Below are 17,393 nucleotides of genomic sequence, written 5' to 3'. Positions count from 1 at the left end.
TTCGGAGGAGAAAAAATGATTTATTTAGATAATAGTGCAACGACTAAACCGTTTAAAGAAGTGTTAGATTCTTTTGTTACAGTATCGAGTGAATATTATGGGAACCCGTCCTCACTACACAATATGGGTGCACAAGCAGAAAAGTTGTTATCCCAGGCACGAGAACAAGTGAGCAAGCTCCTAAAGGTGAAGCCCTCCGAGATTTATTTTACCTCTGGAGGCACTGAAGGAAATAATTTAGCAATTAAAGGGACTGCATTATTGCATAAAAATAAAGGACGCCACTTGATTACATCAAGTGTAGAGCATCCATCCGTACGATCTGCGATGGAACAGCTTGAACAGGAGGGTTTTGAGATTACCTACCTGCCTGTGGACCGGTATGGAAGGATTAGTGTCGCTGACCTTGAAAGCGCGATTAGGAAAGATACTATTTTAATTTCGATTATGCATGTGAATAATGAAGTGGGAACGGTTCAGCCGATAGAAGAAATTGGTGACCTATTAAAAAAATATCCGACGATTTTATTCCATGTGGATGCTGTTCAAAGTATAGGGAAAATTCCTCTTTTACTAAAGGAAGGCAGGGTGGATTTCTGCTCGATATCCGGCCATAAATTTCATGGTTTAAAGGGGACTGGTGCCCTTTATATTCGTGAAGGTACAAGACTCGCTCCATTATTTTCTGGGGGGAATCAGGAACGGAAACTTCGCAGTGGTACTGAAAATGTGGCAGGTGCAGTTGCGATGGCCAAAGCACTTAGGATGACCTTAACGAAAGCGGAAACCGGGTTAGTAAGAATGAAGAAGATTCAAAGCATGCTCAGGAATGGATTAACTGAAATAGAAGATGTTCAAATTCATACGCCACATGAACATGCAGCCCCGCATATCATAAATTTTTCACTAAAAGGAATTAAGTCGGAGGTATTTATCCACTCGCTTGAGCAGAAAGGCATCTATGTTTCAACAACAAGTGCATGTTCCTCAAAGAAAAAATCGCCTAGTAAGACGCTTCTAGAAATGGGTGTTCCTGAGACGTTAGCGGAAAGTGCCGTCAGAATAAGTCTTTCCTTTGAAAATAGTATAGAAGAAGCAATTACGGCTTTAGAAGGCTTCAAAGAATCTGCAGACCAATTAAGGAAGGTAATGAAATAAATGGAATACGAACGAATACTAATACGCTATGGTGAAATCTCAACAAAAGGCAGAAATCGTAATAAATTTGTTGATAAGTTAAAAAAAAGTGTAAGAATCGCGCTTGCTCCTTTTCCGAACGTGAAAGTGGAAGCAGGCCGTGACCGGATGTATGTCTTATTAAATGGTGAAGCTTGCGAAGAAGTTATTGATAAATTAGAGAATATTTTTGGAATCCAGTCCTTTAGCCCTGCGATTAAGGTAGAAAGAGGGTTGGAGGAATTAAAGCAGAGCTCGCTAGAATTAGTTCGCTCTCTTTATAGGGATGGACAAACCTTCAAGATAACACCTAAAAGATCGGATAAATCGTTTGAGTTGGATACTGATGGAATCAATCATACCATCGGCGGCTATTTATTGCAGAATATCCCAGGGTTGAAAGTGAATGTGAAAAATCCTGATATTAATTTACGAATTGAAGTCAGAAAAGAAGCCATTTATCTATCATGTCAAACCATCCAAGGTGCTGGCGGGCTTCCCATTGGGTCAAGCGGTAAAGCTATGCTCATGCTTTCAGGTGGGATTGACAGCCCAGTTGCAGCGTATATGGCAATGAAAAGAGGAGTAGAAGTCGAAGCAGTCCATTTCTTCAGTCCTCCATTTACGAGTGAAAGGGCAAAAGAAAAGGTCATTGATCTTTCAAAAAAACTAGCTGAAATATATGGCTCACTGAAATTGCATATTGTCCCGTTTACAAATATTCAGCAAACCATTCGTGAACAAATACCAGAAAATTACTCGATGACATCCACAAGAAGAATGATGCTGCGAATTACAGATGAAATTCGAAAAAAACACGAAGGTTTGGCGATTATTACCGGTGAAAGCCTAGGTCAAGTGGCGAGCCAGACATTAGAAAGTATGTTTGCAATCAATGAAGTAACCAATACGCCTATTTTGCGGCCATTGATTACAATGGACAAAACAGATATTATAAAAATTGCGCAAGAAATTGATACACTTGAAATCTCAAACAGGCCTTTTGAAGATTGCTGTACCATCTTTGTACCTTCCTCACCGAAAACAAAGCCAAAAAGAGAAAAGGTTCAGCATTTTGAAAGTTTTTTTGATTTTGAACCCTTGATCCATGAAGCAGTACAGGGGACAGAGACAATTGTCGTCAAACCGGATCAAAAACAGCACTCAGAATTTAGCGAATTATTTTAAGAAGGTAAAATTCGAACAATTTGTGAACAATTACCAATTGTAAGATAGAATGAAGTTCTTAAGTTCTACACATTCTATACTCACAAGGAGGTGATATCACATGGCAAACAACAACAACTCAAATCAATTATTGGTTCCTGGTGTTGAACAAGCTCTAAGCCAAATGAAATATGAAATTGCTTCTGAATTTGGTGTAAATCTTGGAGCTGACACTACTTCACGCGCTAACGGATCTGTTGGTGGTGAAATCACAAAGCGTCTAGTAGCAATGGCTGAATCACAATTAGGCGGCGGATTCTCTCGTTAATAAAAAATTAATACGATGGCTACAGAGAGCGTGGGGGTTTCCCCACGCTCTCTTTTTATAGTCCAGATAGTAAAAAATAATTGTATCTGAATAATAATACAAAATTATCTAATAATTTTGTATAATTAATATTGTGGGATAAAAATAACATATTGTTAGGGGGAGAAGCATGAAGCGGGAAGATTTGATTGCACCGGAAAAGTATAATCTAGTCTCAGAAATGGAGCGGTTTGCGCAGGATCCAAACAGAGTCGCCTTAAAGTGGGAGAATGAAGCAGGAGACACCCAGCAAGTTACATATGAACAATTAATGAGGAAAGTGAATCAAGCGGCAAATGTGTTCGCTAGGAATGGCTTAAATAAGGGAGATGTAGTCCTTGTCATCGTACCGCGTCTCATTGAAGCATATGTCGTTTATTTGGCTGCTTTAAAAGCGGGATTGGTCGTTATTCCAAGTTCGGAAATGTTAAAGGAAAAGGATTTGCAATATCGGATAACACACGGTGATGTAAAGGGTGTAATAAGTCATTATCCATACACGGATCAATTTGAAAATATCAACAAAACCCAGCCATTGCTCAGATTTACGATTGGTGGAACTGAACCGGACTGGATTGACTTGGACACTGAGATGGCAACTGCTTCCGAATCCTTTGAACAAGCAGACACCCTTAGAGAAGATATGGCCTTTTTATCCTATACATCTGGAACAACTGGAAATCCTAAAGGTGTGGTCCATACACATGGCTGGGCTTATGCACATTTAAAAACAGCTGCACCACAGTGGCTTTGTATTGAAGATGGTGACACAGTTTGGGCAACTGCTGGCCCAGGATGGCAAAAATGGATTTGGAGTCCTTTCTTATCCGTTCTTGGCTCCGGTGGTACTGGCTTAGTTTACAGTGGAAAATTTGAACCGAAAAAATATTTAAGTCTCCTCCAAAAATATGATGTAAATGTCCTTTGCTGTACACCAACGGAATATCGACTAATGGCGAAGGTTGATAACTTAGCTGATTACCAATTACCAAATCTTCATAGTGCTGTCTCGGCAGGGGAACCATTAAATCGAGAAGTAATTGACACGTTTAGAAAACATTTTAATATTGATGTCCGTGACGGTTATGGACAAACAGAGAATACTTTGCTTGTAGGCGTTACCAAAGGAATGGAATTGAAATCTGGTTCCATGGGCAAGCCTACGCCTGGGAACAGAGTTGAAATCATAAACGAAGAGGGCATGGTGTGTGCAGTCGGTGAAGTGGGTGATATCGCTGTCCATGTAGAAACGCCAGCCTTATTTAAAAACTATTATAAAGACCCGGAAAGAACAGCAATGCAGTTCCGGGGTGATTATTATGTAACCGGTGATAAAGCAAAAATGGACGAAGAAGGCTATTTTTGGTTTGAAGGACGTGGGGATGATATTATTATCAGCTCTGGCTATACGATTGGACCATTTGAAGTGGAAGATGCACTTGTTAAACATCCATTTGTAAAGGAATGTGCAGTCGTGGCAAGTCCCGATGAGATTCGCGGCTTTATTGTCAAAGCATTTGTTGTCTTAAAAGAAGATGTTGATTCCTCCGACCCTGAATTAACAAAAACATTACAAGAGCATGTAAAAACGCTTACAGCGCCATATAAGTATCCAAGGAAAATTGAATATATCACAGAACTACCAAAAACAACCTCTGGGAAAATTCGCCGGATTGAACTTCGGAAAAAAGAACTTGAGGGAGCGAAACAAGCATAAAGTTTGTTGGAGAGCGAGCAGGCGGAATTTCGTCTGCTTTTTTCTTTAAAGTAAAAATTTCCCCTATTTACGAAGTTTCGCGTTATAATAGAAATTATTTCGAAACTAGAAAGAATAGGGGCTCGTACACATATGAATAAGACAGAAACACAAAAAGGAGTAATACATGCCGGATTTTCTTATTTACTTTGGGGATTATTACCAATCTATTGGAAGCTTTTAGACCATGTTAATGCTAAAGAAATTTTAGCCAGTCGTGTTGTTTGGTCGTTTATTTTTATGGTCGTCATTCTTCTCCTAACCAACAAATGGGGACTTTTTCTTCAAACCATTAAAGGGTTTGCGAAAAATAAAAAACAAATGGCTGCATTGACGATTGCCTCCCTGTTAATCAGTGTGAACTGGTTCATTTATATTTGGGCGGTTAACAGCGGTCATATGATTGAAGCAAGCCTTGGATATTACATCAATCCATTAATTAGTATTTTATTAGGGATGATTGTGCTAAAAGAAAAATTGACGGTTTATCAATACGTCTCATTTATCCTAGCAGCCATTGGTGTATTAATCATTTCTATTTCCCATGGGCAGTTTCCATGGATTGCGATTGTATTAGCCCTTTCCTTTGGATTATATGGATTAGCCAAAAAGTTAATCAATGTGGATTCTGAAGTAGGGTTAACCTTAGAAACTCTAGTGATTACACCAATTGCTGTGATTTATATAGGCTTCTTATTTCTTAATGGGTCTAATGATTTTTTAAAGGAAGGGATACAAACCGACCTTTTATTAATAGGTGCAGGGATAGCAACCGCAGTACCGCTCCTGTTTTTTGCAAAAGGCGCACAAAAGATCCCTTTATCATTATTAGGTTTTCTACAATATATTGCACCAACATTAACCTTACTTTTAGGCGTATTTGTTTACCATGAACATTTTTCAAAAATACAGCTATTATCCTTTATGTTCATATGGTCCGCATTAACGATTTATTCTTTATCAAAAACAAAGCTATTTTCTGCACAATGGTTCCATTTGCGAAAAGAAAAGGGCACTAGCATATAAAGAAAAACCTTATCCGCTTTCTTGGATAAGGTTTTTTTGTGAGTAAATGCTGTTTTTAAAGGAAAGACCGCTTCACTTTTTGCCAAAAGGAATTGTCTTTTAGTTTAAGAGTTTTTAACTTTTTATCACTTATTTTTATACTGATTTTCTCTACGTGACGGATGCTTAATGCTTCATTATCCATACCCATTGTTGGATGGTCATTACCTTCAGAGATTACTTTAAGCGTAAGGGTTCTTTCACTGCCAACAATAAAGGAGGAACCTAGCGTTCGATAATTGTTGGTATTAACAGAGGCTACTTCACTCACCTGCATGCAAGGTAGAAGGGGATCAACGATCGAACCATTCACCGCTTTATTATAGCCAGTACTACCCGTTGGTGTTGCGACAATAAGTCCATCGCCGCGGAAGGTTTCTAAGTGAAGCTGGTCAATATAGACATCTACTACTAGTGTCTTAATGATTGAAGAGCGAATACTGAATTCGTTTAAGCAAGGAAACGTCCCTTGGCCATCAACTTCTACTTCAATTAACGGATAACGGCGCACCTTTACATTTTCATTGGTGACAATCGCATCAATCATTTTAGATCTATCATTAATTCGGAAATCACAATACATACTCAGGTTATCTTCGGTTGAAATCCCCGTATAAAGGCAATCCTCCCGGAAGCCAGTTTTCCTAACTGCTTGGAGAAATGTTCCATCATCCCCGACACTAGCAATGATATTTGCGTTTCGGTAATCAGTGACAATTGTAAATCCATATCGATTTGCTATTTCTACAAGCGGAGCCACTTTTGACAGCATGTCCGAATCGCGTTTGTGATAAAAGTAAATATTGCGTCTATTCTCCATATTATGTACCTCCCTAGTTAATGAGATTTTTGTAACATTATCCCCATCACAAAAATTTTCTCTAAGAAATAATGCTAGTCTGAAATTAGTTTAGCATTTTATTGAGACAATATGAAATAGGACTTGATTTTTTGAGATAAACAAAAAGGGGGGCTTACGTATTTATGAATGGAAAGCGGTGGGCCGCACTAGGGATTGCAGCAGCGTTATTCTTCATCTCGGTTGTCATTAATTTTTTATCCTCTTTTGCCTTTAAAGGATGGGAATCAAATTTCACCGATTTTATGGCTTCTGAGGAACAGCCTTTTACAGAAGAGGTTGTCAATGAAGGGAATGAATTAAAGAAAATAGTGATTCTTGATGTAAATGGGGTCATCCAGGATACAGGGGAAACAAGTTCTATCCTGCAAAGCTCTGGTTTCAATCATCAGGACTTTATGAAAAAGTTAAACCATATTAAAAAAGATGATACGGTGAAGGGAATAATTATCAAAGTCAATTCCCCCGGTGGCGGAGTGGTTGAAAGTGCAGAAATTCATGATAAATTAACTGAAATCCAAAAAGAAACCAAAAAGCCAGTCTATATTTCAATGGGATCCATGGCTGCATCGGGAGGTTATTATATTTCAACAGCGGCTAAAAAGATTTATGCCAGTCCCGAGACAATGACTGGCAGTCTCGGTGTGATTATGGAAGGGGTCAATTATAAAGGGCTTGCCGATAAATATGGTGTTGATTTCGTTACGATTAAAAGTGGTAAGCATAAGGACATTATGAGCCCAACAAGAAAAATGACCGAGGAGGAACGACAGATCTTACAGTCGATGATAAATAATTCATATCAAGGATTTGTTAAAGTTATTTCAGAGGGACGAAACCTCCCAATCACGCAGGTGAAAAAAATAGCGGATGGTCGTGTCTATGATGGCCGTCAAGCCAAGGAATTGCAGTTAATTGATGGTTTTGGTTACTTAGATGATGTGGTGAAACATATGAAAAAACAAGAGAAACTTAAAGGTGCACAAGTTGTCCGTTATTCAGACTCACTTGGGCTGGGATCCTTATTTACAATGCAGGCAAAAAAATTAATGGGTAAAGATATGGAAATGGCAGGTTTGTTGAAGGTTCTATCAAGACCGAATTCTCCGCGGCTTATGTACCTGTATGCGGAATAGGGGGAGTATCCATGGAAACGAATGAGTATCAAGAATACCCGAACGACAGAAAAGATGAACTTTCCTTTCGATATGCGGGCTTCTGGATGCGCCTATGGGCTTATCTTCTTGATTTGGTGGTAGTGGGAAGTATCGTTAGGATATTGATTAAACCAGTTTTTCGAATCGTGAATTATTCTTTATCGGAATCGTCCATGTTTGCTCCAATCTCAATCATATCTGCGTTAATCTTCTATCTGTATTTCGTACTAATGACCAAGTATCTAAATCAAACCCTAGGAAAAATGGTGTTTGGATTGAAAGTAGTTGATTTAAGAAGTGATCAAATGACATGGGGGACGATTCTCTTTCGTGAATGGATTGGCCGTTTTATTTCATCAACAATCATTGTTGGATATATAATTATTGCTTTTTTACCCAAAAAACAAGGCTTGCATGATCTATTCACTGACACAACGGTGGTACATGTGGAACGGTGATCTTAAACCTATCAACATTTGTTGGTAGGTTTATTTTTTTTTGAAAAAGCAAATACTACCCGCTGAAAGGTTGTGATTGAAATTGTTCTGGGTGCTCGTAGTTTTATCGATTCTATTGCTCTTTTTCATTCTCATTCTTTTTACTAAATTAACAATACTAATTAATTATTATCATCATAATGACAATGATGATTTAAAGATAAAATTTAAGATTTGGTTTGGATTAATAAAATATACAATTAATGTACCTTTAATAAAAGTGGATGATAATTCTCCTAGCATTGTTGTAAAAAGTAAATCTAAAATGGGGGATTCCTCAACTGAATCAACTAGCGAGGACTCCAAGCAAATCACAGCTGAAGAAGTTGAAAATAATTTATCAAATGCCAAAAAATTACTGCATCATGTATTTGGGCTACATCGGATTGTAAGGAATTTTTTTCAAAAAGTTACAATGAAAGGATTTGAGTGGAATACTTTGATAGGTTTAGGAGATGCAGCACACACAGGGACGATAACGGGTGCCATTTGGGCATTTAAAGGGAGTATCATAGGTCTTATTAGTCATTATTTAAAACTGAAGGAAATGCCAAAAATAACAGTGACTCCACATTTTCAGGCAGCCGTAATTCAAACAAGACTTACATGTATTATTCAGTTTCGTATCGGGCATGCTATTCTAGCAGGATTAAAACTGTTTATATTCTGGAGGGGCGGACTTCCGCACTTTAAAAAGAAAACAAATTTTGCAAATGATAAAACAAAATCCATTTGAAAAAGGAGGAAACAGCCATGTCTGACCATCCAATTCAAGGTTTGATGACAACTGCAATGGAAAGCCTTAAAGAAATGATTGATGTGAATACGATCATTGGTGATCCTGTTGAAACCCCTGATGGTAGTGTTATTCTGACTGTGTCAAAAGTAGGTTTTGGATTTGCCGCAGGTGGTAGTGAATTTAAGCTTGAGGGGTCTCAAAGTCAAGGGCAAGGGCAAGGGCAAGGTCAAAGTCAAAGTCAAAGTCAAAGTTCATCCCATCCATTTGGCGGCGGGAGCGGGGGCGGGGTCTCGATTACCCCAATTGCCTTTTTAATTGTCAACTCTCATGGCGTAAAAATGCTGCATTTGGATGAAAGCACTCATTTGTATGAAAAAATATTAGAGCTGGCACCTCAGGCGATAGATAAAATTCAGCAAATGTTCTCAAAAAAGGACCAGGGCCAACAGCAAAATAGTTTGCAAGGTTTGAAAAACGAGCACAAACCAAAAGAAGAACTTGAATTATAGCAGAAAAGGTTAATCTTCCGGAAGATGAGGAAGGTTAACTTTTTTCATGCAATATGTGAAAATTCAAAAGCTTATTAATTGCAAATTAGATTTTGAAAAGATATATTTACACTGTACATATTTGAAGGGAAGCGGTTTTCTATTATCCGCTAGAACTTGAACATGACAAAGGAGGATGTAAAATGGCAAATGTAACATTTAAAGGGAATCCAATTACACTTTTAGGCAATGAAGTAAAGGTAGGGGACAAAGCACCTAACTTTACTGTATTGGCAAATGATTTGTCAGAAGTTACCTTAGAAAGTACCAAAGGTCAAGTACGTTTAATTACCTCTGTCCCTTCATTGGATACGGGTGTTTGTGATGCGGAAACACGTCGTTTTAATGAAGAAGCAAACAGTTTAGGTAACGTGAAAATATTAACGGTAAGTGTTGACTTACCATTTGCACAAAAACGCTGGTGTGCTGCTAGTGGAATTGAAAATGTGCAAACACTATCTGATCATCGTGATCTCTCATTTGGTGAAGCATTTGGTGTTGCTATCCAAGAATTAAGACTGTTGGCTCGTGCTGTATTTGTTGTTGATTCTAACGATACAGTTACATATGTTGAATATGTAAGTGAAGCAACCAACCACCCGAACTACGAAGCAGCACTTGAAGCAGCTAAAGCAGCTAAATAATGTAATGATTTAGAAGGCCTCTGTGTATTGCAGGGCCTTTTTCTATGCTTAAAACTTGTATAATATGTCGATACTCATTAAAATGAATAAGGAAATTAATGAGGGTGGGGATCAAATGAGAGTTTCTCCAGTAGAACAACTGTTTACGTTATTTAATGAAACTGCACTTCTTCTGCAGGAAGAATTAAATTGTACATATTTAGAGGCACTCGCTGAGACAGGAGAGAATTTATTCCAAGGATCAATCCTGCAAGATGAGGTCAGCGAACTAACAGAAAAAAGAATGAAGAAACAATATGAACAGATTCATTTAGAAAAGTTTTCAAACGATGAAATTCGAAAAGCTTTTCAGCTGGCTATTTTAAAAGGGATGAACGATAGTGTTCAACCGAACCATCAAATGACACCTGATTCTGTTGGGATACTTATTGGCTATTTAGTTGAAAGATTTATGAAACAGTCAAACTTCCGCTTGCTTGATCCAGCAGTGGGGACGGGAAATTTGCTAACAACTGTTTTAAATCATCTTCAAAGAAAAATTGATTCTGTCGGCGTTGAGATTGATGACCTTCTTATAAAGCTTGCCTATGTTAATGCAAATTTACAAGCTCATCCTATTCAACTCTTCAATCAAGACAGTCTTGAACCGATGTTTATTGATCCTGTTGATGCAGTAATCGCAGATTTGCCCGTAGGCTTTTATCCAAATGATGTCAGAGCTGCAGATTATCAAGTCAGTGTAAGTGAAGGGCATACTTACTCTCATCATCTATTCATGGAACAAAGTGTCCGTCATACAGTGCCAGGCGGGTATTTATTCTTTCTTATTCCTAATGGATTATTTGAAAGTGACCAAGCACCACAATTACATGAATTTTTTAAAGAGCATGTGATTGTTCAAGGATTACTCCAATTACCAATAAGCATGTTTAAAAATAAAAATACAGCGAAAAGTATCATTATCTTGCAAAAAAAAGGAGAAGGTGTAATGCCTCCTAAGCAAGCATTACTGGTTGAATTACCAAATCTTTCAAGTGCTGTAGAGATGGACAAAATACTATTCCAAATGGATAAATGGTTTCAAGAAAACAAAGGATGAACCGAGATTATTCTCTAGGTTCATCCTTTTTTAATATTGTAAAATAAGAAATATCAGAATACATTTTCATTTGTAATGTAACCGCTGCCACGAGAAATTTGCCTTGAAATAAACTATACACAATGATTCAATTAAGGATGAAAATAATCAAGAGTGGTTTGAGCAAAATAATGTTGTACTACTCAAAAAAAATGCCAAACCAGTGTTGTTATATAAAAGGAGCGGTAACAATATGTCAAAAATTATTGCAATTAATGCGGGGAGTTCTTCCTTGAAGTTTCAATTGTTTGAAATGCCAAGTGAAGATGTCATTACAAAAGGATTAATCGAAAGAATCGGTTTAAATGATTCAATTTTTAATATAACGGTTAATGGTGAAAAAATCCAAGAAATAATTGATATTCCTGATCATGAAGTAGCTGTAAAAATGCTATTAGATAAATTAACAACTCTAGGTATTATCAAATCCTTAAATGAAATTGTTGGAATGGGACACCGTGTGGTCCATGGTGGAGAAACATTTAATGATTCTGCTCTCATTACTGACGAAGTAATAAAGAAAATTGATGAATTATCTGAACTTGCGCCATTGCATAACCCAGCCAATCTAACAGGAATTAAGGCCTTCATGAGCGTACTTCCTAATGTTCCAGCAGTAGCTGTATTTGATACGGCATTCCACCAAACGATGCCGGACAGCTCTTACCTATACAGCTTACCAATGGAGTACTACGAAAAGTATGGTATTCGTAAGTATGGTTTCCATGGAACTTCTCATAAATATGTTTCTCAACGTGCAGCAGAACTTCTTGGGCGACCTGTTGAACAATTGCGTCTAATTTCTTGTCACTTAGGAAACGGTGCAAGTATTGCAGCAATTGAAGGCGGTATGTCCATTGACACATCTATGGGCTTTACACCACTGGCCGGGGTGACCATGGGTACTCGTTCAGGTAATATTGACCCAGCATTGATCCCATATATTATGGAAAAAACCAATCAAACAGCTGAAGAAGTACTTGATGTCCTTAATAAAAAGAGTGGTATGCTAGCCATGTCCGGTTTCTCAAGTGATTTACGTGATATTGAAATTGAAGCGAAAAAAGGCAATGAGCGTGCGAAACTTGCCTTGGATGTTTTTGCTAATCGAATTCATAAATACATCGGTTCTTATGCTTCACGAATGAACGGTGTAGATGCAATTATTTTCACAGCAGGAATTGGGGAAAATAGTGACACCATTAGGGAAAATGTTTTAAGAGGTCTAGAATTTATGGGTGTTTATTGGGATCCAGCTCTTAACAAAGTTAGAGGCGAAGAAGCATTTATTAACTACCCACACTCACCAGTAAAAGTATTAATCATCCCAACAAACGAAGAAGTGATGATTGCCCGCGACGTTATACGTCTTGGTAACATTCATTAATCGATAATATTAAAAGGCAAAAGCTAGGGCATAGCTTTTGTCTTTTGTCTTTTTATCAAGGTAATTCTTTATGATATACTTGAAAAAGAAAGCCTTGCACTGGGAGGAATCAAACATGCCATTAACAGACCGTGAAGCAATGGTCTTGAATGAAATACAGGATTGGGAAAGAAATTTATTTGAATTCGAGCCGAATGATTTCCAATTAACCTATGAAAAATTTCTGCAGCAATCATTCTCATTATTGCCTGAAAAGGTTCAAAGCCAATTCTTTTCAGTGATCGATAGCTGGCTGTTTCATTTACATAGCATGATCCAAGGTTCTCAGCTGCAAATGGATGCAAAGGAGAGAATTCTTTCATCGGGGCGAATCTTTTATAAGGATCTAGAAGAAATTGCAGATCTAAAAAAATTAAGCATTGAACAATTACAATATATTGCTGAGCAGCAAATTGCCCGTCATCGGTTTTATTCCTTTGCGCAAGGGGGATTAGCTGGGACTGGTGGTCCACTGCTATTAAGCACAGATATACCAGCGATAGCAGTAATTAATTTAAGGGTTGTCCAATTAATAGCGATGACTTACGGGGTGGAAGTGAATACCCCATTTGAAATGATGACCTCTCTGAAGGTCTTTCACACGGCTACACTACCTCCAAGACTGCAAAGAGCAGGCTGGACCTCGCTGATGGAAGAATTAGAGGCGCAGGAAGACTATTATTTTTATGAAGGAAATGAAGAAATAACTGATATCACCTGGCTTGAACAACCAGTTCAACAACTTATGAAAGCGCTGGTCATTTCGCTGTTCAGAAAAAAAACGATTCAAGGAATACCGCTTGTCAGCATGGCCATTGGTGCTGGTGCAAATTATCAGTTAACTAGAAAAGTAACGGATGTGGCTCATAAATATTATCAACTACGTTACCTACGAGAAAAAGAGGAGTTAATGGGATGAGTACACAAGAACATAAAAAGGCCGCACCTAGAAAAGTTAATTGCAAAGTTATAACAGTTAGTGATACAAGAACAAAGGAAACAGATAAAAGTGGAAAGTTAATGATGGAATTGCTTGAACATGCAGGACACAAGATTGTTGATTACGTCATTGTAAAAGATGAAGCTGAGCCCATCCAAGATGAAATCGTAAAAGGATGTGGAATGGAAGAAATTGATGTCATTATAACAAATGGCGGAACGGGGATTGCCAAGCGGGACGTAACGATTGAAACGGTAGAAAAATTACTTGATAAAGAGATTGTCGGTTTTGGTGAAATATTCCGGATGTTGAGTTTTCAAGAAGATATTGGTTCGGCAGCTATTCTTTCTAGGGCTATTGCTGGTGTGGTAAAAAATAAAGCAGTATTCTCTACCCCTGGCTCCACAGGTGCCGTGAAGCTCGCCATGAATAAATTAATTCTGCCTGAACTAGGGCATGTAGTTAGAGAGATACAAAAAGACCTCTAAATAGAGAAAACTCCCTTTTTCGATGGAAAGGGAGTTTTCTATTGATGGGCTTTTGTTGAAAGCACTTCGTTTGCTCGGTACCATAGCCATAAATCATTAATAATGGAAGCGAGTTCTGCGATTTCCGTGTTCAGTTGACATGAACGTGGAAAATTACATTCATTGGAGAGAAGTGTTTGTTTCAAATTAATTTCGGTTTCAAGTTCACTAATCCGGTCAGGGATCGAACCGCGGACTTGTTCCCAGTAAAAGAGAATCTTTTGTTGTGTTTCCTCGTTGTATTGGTCCCATTCCAAAGTTAATTCGGGTACTGGAATACCAAGACGATGATCAAAAGAAAAATATTCTTCCATACGATTGCCTCCAATCCGACTGACTACTTTTTATTTTACTATAGATTTACCACCCATTCACTACAAATCTATGTTTAATATTTGTGGGCTGTGTTAAACTTGTCTGTTGATTTCCGTTCCAGGCACTTCGCTTTCCGCGGGNNCCCGTACTCCCGCAGGAGTCTTCGTGCCTTCCACTCCTATCAACAGAGTACAAAAACAACAGTAATCTTTACCTCAGTATATTTGTAAAGAAAGCACGAAGCTTAAAATCAGCTGCGTGCTTTCGACTATTAGGCGATATCTTTTTCTGTGCGAATTACGAGTACGTCACAATGTGCATAACGAGTAATATGTTCAGATACGCTGCCGATAATAAACCTCTCGACAACATTTAATCCAGTTGCACCGCAGATAATCAAATCCACTTCGTGTTTTTTAGCTAAATCTCTTGGGATACGTATTTTTGGAGAACCATAATCAATTTCATATTGCACTTTAGTTAGGCCCGCATCCTCGGCTTGCTTGCGGTAATTTTCAAGCATATCTTTTGCAGCCTTTTCCGCTCGATCTTCAACGACCGTGTCATAAGCCTCAATTAATGCAAATGTTCTAGTGTCAATAACGTGGACTAATAATAGGGTGGCATCATTTCTCTTGGCTATTTCAATCCCTTTTTTAAAAGCCCAATCAGCCTCTTTTGAACCATCAATAGCGACTAAAATATTTCTATATTTAAGTCCCATGATTAATCATCTCCTTACTTAAATTATACATTATTTAACAAGGAATAACTGTTGCAACTTTTCGAACAATATAGAGGTAACCTCAATGGAAAGGAGAATTGAATGATGGGTAAAAATGAACAAAACAAAAAGTTTTTGTTTGAGTTTAATGAGCATGGTGCCAATGAAGTAAGCCAGCTAATTTTGGACTCATATAACAGTGGATTTATTGGCGAAGGTACAGCGATTGCAGACAGTGATGATTTTGCAGGAACCGAGAATTAATGTAATGTCGTACGGACTGTCCTTAAGGGGATAGTTCTTTTTTTGTGGTCAAATGTCTTGGAATTTTCGAAATCAAGGGCAAATACCCAAGAATATGCATTTACTTATGCATATTCTTTAGTGTGTCTATTAATAAAAATGAGGAGGAGAAACATGAGCACAGAAATGTATGGAATGCCTAATAACGTAGATGTGAACTATAATATGGTAGAACCTGCGGATGAAAGGATACATGGATTCCACGGAGGATTTGGCCACTTTGGCGGTTTTGGCCGTCCGGGCTTTGGATTTGGTCGCCCTGGCTTTGGATTTGGCCGCCCAGGATTTGGATTTGGTTTTGGACGCCCAGGATTTGGTTTTGGTGGATTTGGCTTTGGGGTCCCATTCTTAACTGGTTTAGCAGCAGGTGCTTTATTAACTCCAGGTTGGGGATACGGATATCCTTACTACCCGCCATACCCATACCCATACCCATATTATCCTTGGTATTATTAAAAAAAAGGGCTTTGCCATTTTGGCAAAGCTTTTGCTTTAGTTTTTGTCGAAATCTAATGTTCCTTCGTTAATGTTACGAAGTTACATCTTCCTTTGGAAAAAGGTTATAATTAAATTGTCTTGGTTAATTTTACTAATTTGAATTTATTTGGAGGTAAGTACATGCGGATCGGAGTACCTAAAGAAATCAAAAATAATGAAAACCGTGTAGCCATGACACCAGCCGGAGTAATCAACCTGGTTAAATTTGGTCATGAGGTTTTTATTGAAAATGGAGCTGGGCTTGGATCTGGTTTTTTAAATGAGGATTATGAATCAGCAGGTGCAAAACTTGTAGATTCAGCAGAAGAAGCATGGTCCATGGAAATGGTGATGAAGGTGAAAGAACCGCTTCCAAGCGAATATAAATACTTTCGTGAAGGATTAATATTATTTACATATTTACATCTTGCACCTGAACCAGAATTAACGAAGGCGTTAATTGATCAAAAAGTAATAGGTATCGCCTATGAAACGGTGCAGCTGCCAAATAGAAGCTTACCATTGTTAACGCCGATGAGTGAGGTAGCTGGCAGAATGGCACCACAAATAGGTGCCCAATTCCTTGAAAAAGTTCATGGGGGAATGGGAATTCTTTTATCTGGTGTCCCGGGGGTCCAAAGAGGAACTGTTACCATTATCGGCGGAGGTGTGGCCGGAACGAATGCGGCTAAAATGGCGATTGGATTAGGAGCTAAAGTGACTATTATTGATTTAAATCCAGATCGTCTTCGTCAATTAGATGATATTTTTGGCTCAGAAGTGACGACCCTTATGTCCAATCCTTATAATCTCGCTGAAGCAGTGAAGGATTCGGATTTGGTGATTGGTGCCGTTCTTATTCCTGGAGCAAAAGCCCCGAAACTCGTAACGGAAGCAATGATTCAATCGATGAAACCAGGTAGTGTTGTTGTGGATATTGCGATCGATCAGGGAGGGATTTTTGAAACCACTGACCGTATTACCACGCATGACAATCCAACCTATGTGAAACATAATGTTGTTCATTATGCTGTTGCAAACATGCCGGGGGCGGTCCCAAGAACTTCTACCATTGCCTTGACAAATGTAACGGTCCCTTATGCCGTGCAAATTGCTAACAAGGGATACAAACAAGCTTGTCTCAGCAGTGAAGCATTGTTAAAAGGAATCAACACACTGGGCGGCTACGTAACCTATCAAGCAGTCGCAGAAGCACACGGGCTGGAATTCTTAGATACAAAAACGCTACTTGAAAAATAATAACCTTACACGGGAGGAGGGACAGAATGTTCCTCTTCTTTTTTATAAAATAAAAACCAGCTCCTAAAAGGAACTGGTTTAAAATACATACTATGTAGCCGCATTTGCCGTATTAATATAAGAAAGTTTTAAACCACCACTCCTCAAAGTGGGTGTTCTCAGAAACCCTTCCTGCATGTCCTCCAAGTCTTATAGACAGAGGCTTGTCATTCCAGCTCCAATGGTTAAACTCCCTTTTACAGCTTAAAGGTTAAAACTTTATTATGACTACGAACAACGCAGCTTGTATTAGTATAATATATCAATTC

The 17,393-nt window shown here is 38.3% G+C and carries 20 protein-coding genes and 1 other RNA gene; 17 read left to right on the top strand and 4 right to left on the bottom strand.

Going from position 1 to position 17,393, the window contains the following annotated elements:
- Nucleotides 1-15 precede the first annotated feature (15 nt).
- The 5 genes from COJ96_RS14510 (at nt 16) to rarD (ending at nt 5,492) form a co-directional block, all read left to right on the top strand.
- Nucleotides 16-1,158 carry a cysteine desulfurase family protein gene (locus tag COJ96_RS14510; RefSeq protein ID WP_098574503.1) on the top strand — a complete coding sequence of 381 codons (1,143 nt, stop codon included), beginning with the start codon at nt 16-18 and terminating at the stop codon, nt 1,156-1,158.
- Nucleotides 1,159-2,364 (top strand): tRNA uracil 4-sulfurtransferase ThiI, encoded by a 1,206-nt coding sequence (gene thiI / locus COJ96_RS14505; RefSeq protein ID WP_098574499.1) that lies wholly within the window; start codon nt 1,159-1,161, stop codon nt 2,362-2,364.
- Between the two features lie 100 nt (nt 2,365-2,464).
- Nucleotides 2,465-2,671 (top strand): alpha/beta-type small acid-soluble spore protein, encoded by a 207-nt coding sequence (locus COJ96_RS14500; protein ID WP_088089259.1) that lies wholly within the window; start codon nt 2,465-2,467, stop codon nt 2,669-2,671.
- A 169-nt stretch (nt 2,672-2,840) separates the two neighbouring features.
- Nucleotides 2,841-4,427, top strand: coding sequence for an acyl-CoA synthetase MbcS (gene mbcS, locus COJ96_RS14495; RefSeq protein ID WP_098574483.1), 1,587 nt, complete (start codon nt 2,841-2,843; stop codon nt 4,425-4,427).
- 132 nt (nt 4,428-4,559) lie between these two features.
- On the top strand, nt 4,560-5,492 hold the full coding sequence (gene rarD, locus COJ96_RS14490) for an EamA family transporter RarD (protein WP_098574480.1): 933 nt from the start codon (nt 4,560-4,562) through the stop codon (nt 5,490-5,492).
- 55 nt (nt 5,493-5,547) lie between these two features.
- Here the strand turns inward: rarD and COJ96_RS14485 are convergent, their stop codons facing one another.
- Nucleotides 5,548-6,351, bottom strand: coding sequence for an NAD kinase (locus tag COJ96_RS14485; RefSeq protein ID WP_098574477.1), 804 nt, complete (start codon nt 6,349-6,351; stop codon nt 5,548-5,550).
- Nucleotides 6,352-6,515: 164 nt separating this feature from the next.
- Between COJ96_RS14485 and sppA the strand changes: the two genes are divergently transcribed.
- The 9 genes from sppA (at nt 6,516) to COJ96_RS14440 (ending at nt 13,967) form a co-directional block, all read left to right on the top strand.
- Nucleotides 6,516-7,526, top strand: a complete 1,011-nt coding sequence (gene sppA, locus COJ96_RS14480) for a signal peptide peptidase SppA (RefSeq protein ID WP_098574475.1) — start codon at nt 6,516-6,518, stop codon at nt 7,524-7,526.
- Nucleotides 7,527-7,537: 11 nt separating this feature from the next.
- Complete coding sequence (locus COJ96_RS14475; protein WP_098574472.1) at nt 7,538-8,005, top strand: RDD family protein; 468 nt, start codon at nt 7,538-7,540, stop codon at nt 8,003-8,005.
- A 115-nt stretch (nt 8,006-8,120) separates the two neighbouring features.
- A complete protein-coding gene (locus tag COJ96_RS14470; RefSeq protein WP_257148524.1) occupies nt 8,121-8,780 on the top strand; it encodes a DUF2953 domain-containing protein in 660 nt (219 codons plus the stop codon).
- Nucleotides 8,781-8,797: 17 nt separating this feature from the next.
- Complete coding sequence (gene ytfJ / locus COJ96_RS14465) at nt 8,798-9,292, top strand: GerW family sporulation protein (RefSeq protein WP_098574466.1); 495 nt, start codon at nt 8,798-8,800, stop codon at nt 9,290-9,292.
- Nucleotides 9,293-9,474: 182 nt separating this feature from the next.
- Nucleotides 9,475-9,975, top strand: coding sequence for a thiol peroxidase (gene tpx, locus COJ96_RS14460; protein WP_098574463.1), 501 nt, complete (start codon nt 9,475-9,477; stop codon nt 9,973-9,975).
- A 115-nt stretch (nt 9,976-10,090) separates the two neighbouring features.
- Complete coding sequence (locus COJ96_RS14455; protein WP_098574460.1) at nt 10,091-11,074, top strand: class I SAM-dependent methyltransferase; 984 nt, start codon at nt 10,091-10,093, stop codon at nt 11,072-11,074.
- A 232-nt stretch (nt 11,075-11,306) separates the two neighbouring features.
- Nucleotides 11,307-12,500: an acetate kinase gene (locus COJ96_RS14450; protein ID WP_098574458.1), complete on the top strand. Its 1,194-nt coding sequence runs from the start codon at nt 11,307-11,309 to the stop codon at nt 12,498-12,500.
- Nucleotides 12,501-12,615: 115 nt separating this feature from the next.
- Nucleotides 12,616-13,458, top strand: a complete 843-nt coding sequence (locus COJ96_RS14445; RefSeq protein ID WP_098574456.1) for an EcsC family protein — start codon at nt 12,616-12,618, stop codon at nt 13,456-13,458.
- Nucleotides 13,455-13,967, top strand: a complete 513-nt coding sequence (locus tag COJ96_RS14440; protein WP_098574453.1) for a MogA/MoaB family molybdenum cofactor biosynthesis protein — start codon at nt 13,455-13,457, stop codon at nt 13,965-13,967. Before COJ96_RS14445 ends, COJ96_RS14440 begins: the two co-directional genes overlap by 4 nt.
- A gap of 38 nt (nt 13,968-14,005) precedes the next feature.
- Here the strand turns inward: COJ96_RS14440 and COJ96_RS14435 are convergent, their stop codons facing one another.
- Both COJ96_RS14435 and COJ96_RS14430 read right to left on the bottom strand, forming a co-directional pair.
- Nucleotides 14,006-14,320 carry a hypothetical protein gene (locus COJ96_RS14435; protein ID WP_098574451.1) on the bottom strand — a complete coding sequence of 105 codons (315 nt, stop codon included), beginning with the start codon at nt 14,318-14,320 and terminating at the stop codon, nt 14,006-14,008.
- Nucleotides 14,321-14,592: 272 nt separating this feature from the next.
- Complete coding sequence (locus COJ96_RS14430) at nt 14,593-15,045, bottom strand: universal stress protein (RefSeq protein ID WP_098574446.1); 453 nt, start codon at nt 15,043-15,045, stop codon at nt 14,593-14,595.
- A gap of 102 nt (nt 15,046-15,147) precedes the next feature.
- On the opposite strand from COJ96_RS14430, the gene COJ96_RS28675 reads away from it, so the two are divergent.
- The 3 genes from COJ96_RS28675 to ald all read left to right on the top strand — a co-directional run bounded on the left by COJ96_RS28675 (nt 15,148) and on the right by ald (nt 17,085).
- Entirely contained in the window at nt 15,148-15,309 is a 162-nt protein-coding gene (locus COJ96_RS28675; RefSeq protein ID WP_180230122.1) for a hypothetical protein, read from the top strand.
- Between the two features lie 204 nt (nt 15,310-15,513).
- On the top strand, nt 15,514-15,804 hold the full coding sequence (locus COJ96_RS14425; protein ID WP_098574604.1) for a hypothetical protein: 291 nt from the start codon (nt 15,514-15,516) through the stop codon (nt 15,802-15,804).
- A gap of 162 nt (nt 15,805-15,966) precedes the next feature.
- A complete protein-coding gene (ald, locus tag COJ96_RS14420; protein ID WP_098574443.1) occupies nt 15,967-17,085 on the top strand; it encodes an alanine dehydrogenase in 1,119 nt (372 codons plus the stop codon).
- Nucleotides 17,086-17,176: 91 nt separating this feature from the next.
- Here the strand turns inward: ald and ssrS are convergent.
- Nucleotides 17,177-17,373: non-coding RNA, 6S RNA (gene ssrS, locus COJ96_RS14415), on the bottom strand.
- Nucleotides 17,374-17,393 lie beyond the last annotated feature (20 nt).

The sequence above is a fragment of the Bacillus sp. AFS073361 genome (assembly GCF_002567005.1).
Lineage (GTDB): Bacteria > Bacillota > Bacilli > Bacillales > Cytobacillaceae > Neobacillus.
Note: the sequence above shows the minus strand (reverse complement) of the source record. Positions and strands in the feature narration are given on the sequence as shown.

What these genes read in the sequence shown, in the direction of transcription:
- COJ96_RS14500 (WP_088089259.1), top strand. Translation starts at nt 2,465, where the DNA reads ATGGCAAACAACAACAACTCAAATCAATTATTGGTTCCTGGTGTTGAA.
- COJ96_RS14450 (WP_098574458.1), top strand. Translation starts at nt 11,307, where the DNA reads ATGTCAAAAATTATTGCAATTAATGCGGGGAGTTCTTCCTTGAAGTTT.
- tpx (WP_098574463.1), top strand. Translation starts at nt 9,475, where the DNA reads ATGGCAAATGTAACATTTAAAGGGAATCCAATTACACTTTTAGGCAAT.
- COJ96_RS14510 (WP_098574503.1), top strand. Translation starts at nt 16, where the DNA reads ATGATTTATTTAGATAATAGTGCAACGACTAAACCGTTTAAAGAAGTG.
- ald (WP_098574443.1), top strand. Translation starts at nt 15,967, where the DNA reads ATGCGGATCGGAGTACCTAAAGAAATCAAAAATAATGAAAACCGTGTA.
- rarD (WP_098574480.1), top strand. Translation starts at nt 4,560, where the DNA reads ATGAATAAGACAGAAACACAAAAAGGAGTAATACATGCCGGATTTTCT.
- ytfJ (WP_098574466.1), top strand. Translation starts at nt 8,798, where the DNA reads ATGTCTGACCATCCAATTCAAGGTTTGATGACAACTGCAATGGAAAGC.
- COJ96_RS28675 (WP_180230122.1), top strand. Translation starts at nt 15,148, where the DNA reads ATGATGGGTAAAAATGAACAAAACAAAAAGTTTTTGTTTGAGTTTAAT.
- sppA (WP_098574475.1), top strand. Translation starts at nt 6,516, where the DNA reads ATGAATGGAAAGCGGTGGGCCGCACTAGGGATTGCAGCAGCGTTATTC.
- COJ96_RS14455 (WP_098574460.1), top strand. Translation starts at nt 10,091, where the DNA reads ATGAGAGTTTCTCCAGTAGAACAACTGTTTACGTTATTTAATGAAACT.
- COJ96_RS14440 (WP_098574453.1), top strand. Translation starts at nt 13,455, where the DNA reads ATGAGTACACAAGAACATAAAAAGGCCGCACCTAGAAAAGTTAATTGC.
- COJ96_RS14445 (WP_098574456.1), top strand. Translation starts at nt 12,616, where the DNA reads ATGCCATTAACAGACCGTGAAGCAATGGTCTTGAATGAAATACAGGAT.
- COJ96_RS14425 (WP_098574604.1), top strand. Translation starts at nt 15,514, where the DNA reads ATGGTAGAACCTGCGGATGAAAGGATACATGGATTCCACGGAGGATTT.
- COJ96_RS14430 (WP_098574446.1), bottom strand. Translation starts at nt 15,045, where the DNA reads ATGGGACTTAAATATAGAAATATTTTAGTCGCTATTGATGGTTCAAAA.
- COJ96_RS14475 (WP_098574472.1), top strand. Translation starts at nt 7,538, where the DNA reads ATGGAAACGAATGAGTATCAAGAATACCCGAACGACAGAAAAGATGAA.
- mbcS (WP_098574483.1), top strand. Translation starts at nt 2,841, where the DNA reads ATGAAGCGGGAAGATTTGATTGCACCGGAAAAGTATAATCTAGTCTCA.
- thiI (WP_098574499.1), top strand. Translation starts at nt 1,159, where the DNA reads ATGGAATACGAACGAATACTAATACGCTATGGTGAAATCTCAACAAAA.
- COJ96_RS14435 (WP_098574451.1), bottom strand. Translation starts at nt 14,320, where the DNA reads ATGGAAGAATATTTTTCTTTTGATCATCGTCTTGGTATTCCAGTACCC.
- COJ96_RS14485 (WP_098574477.1), bottom strand. Translation starts at nt 6,351, where the DNA reads ATGGAGAATAGACGCAATATTTACTTTTATCACAAACGCGATTCGGAC.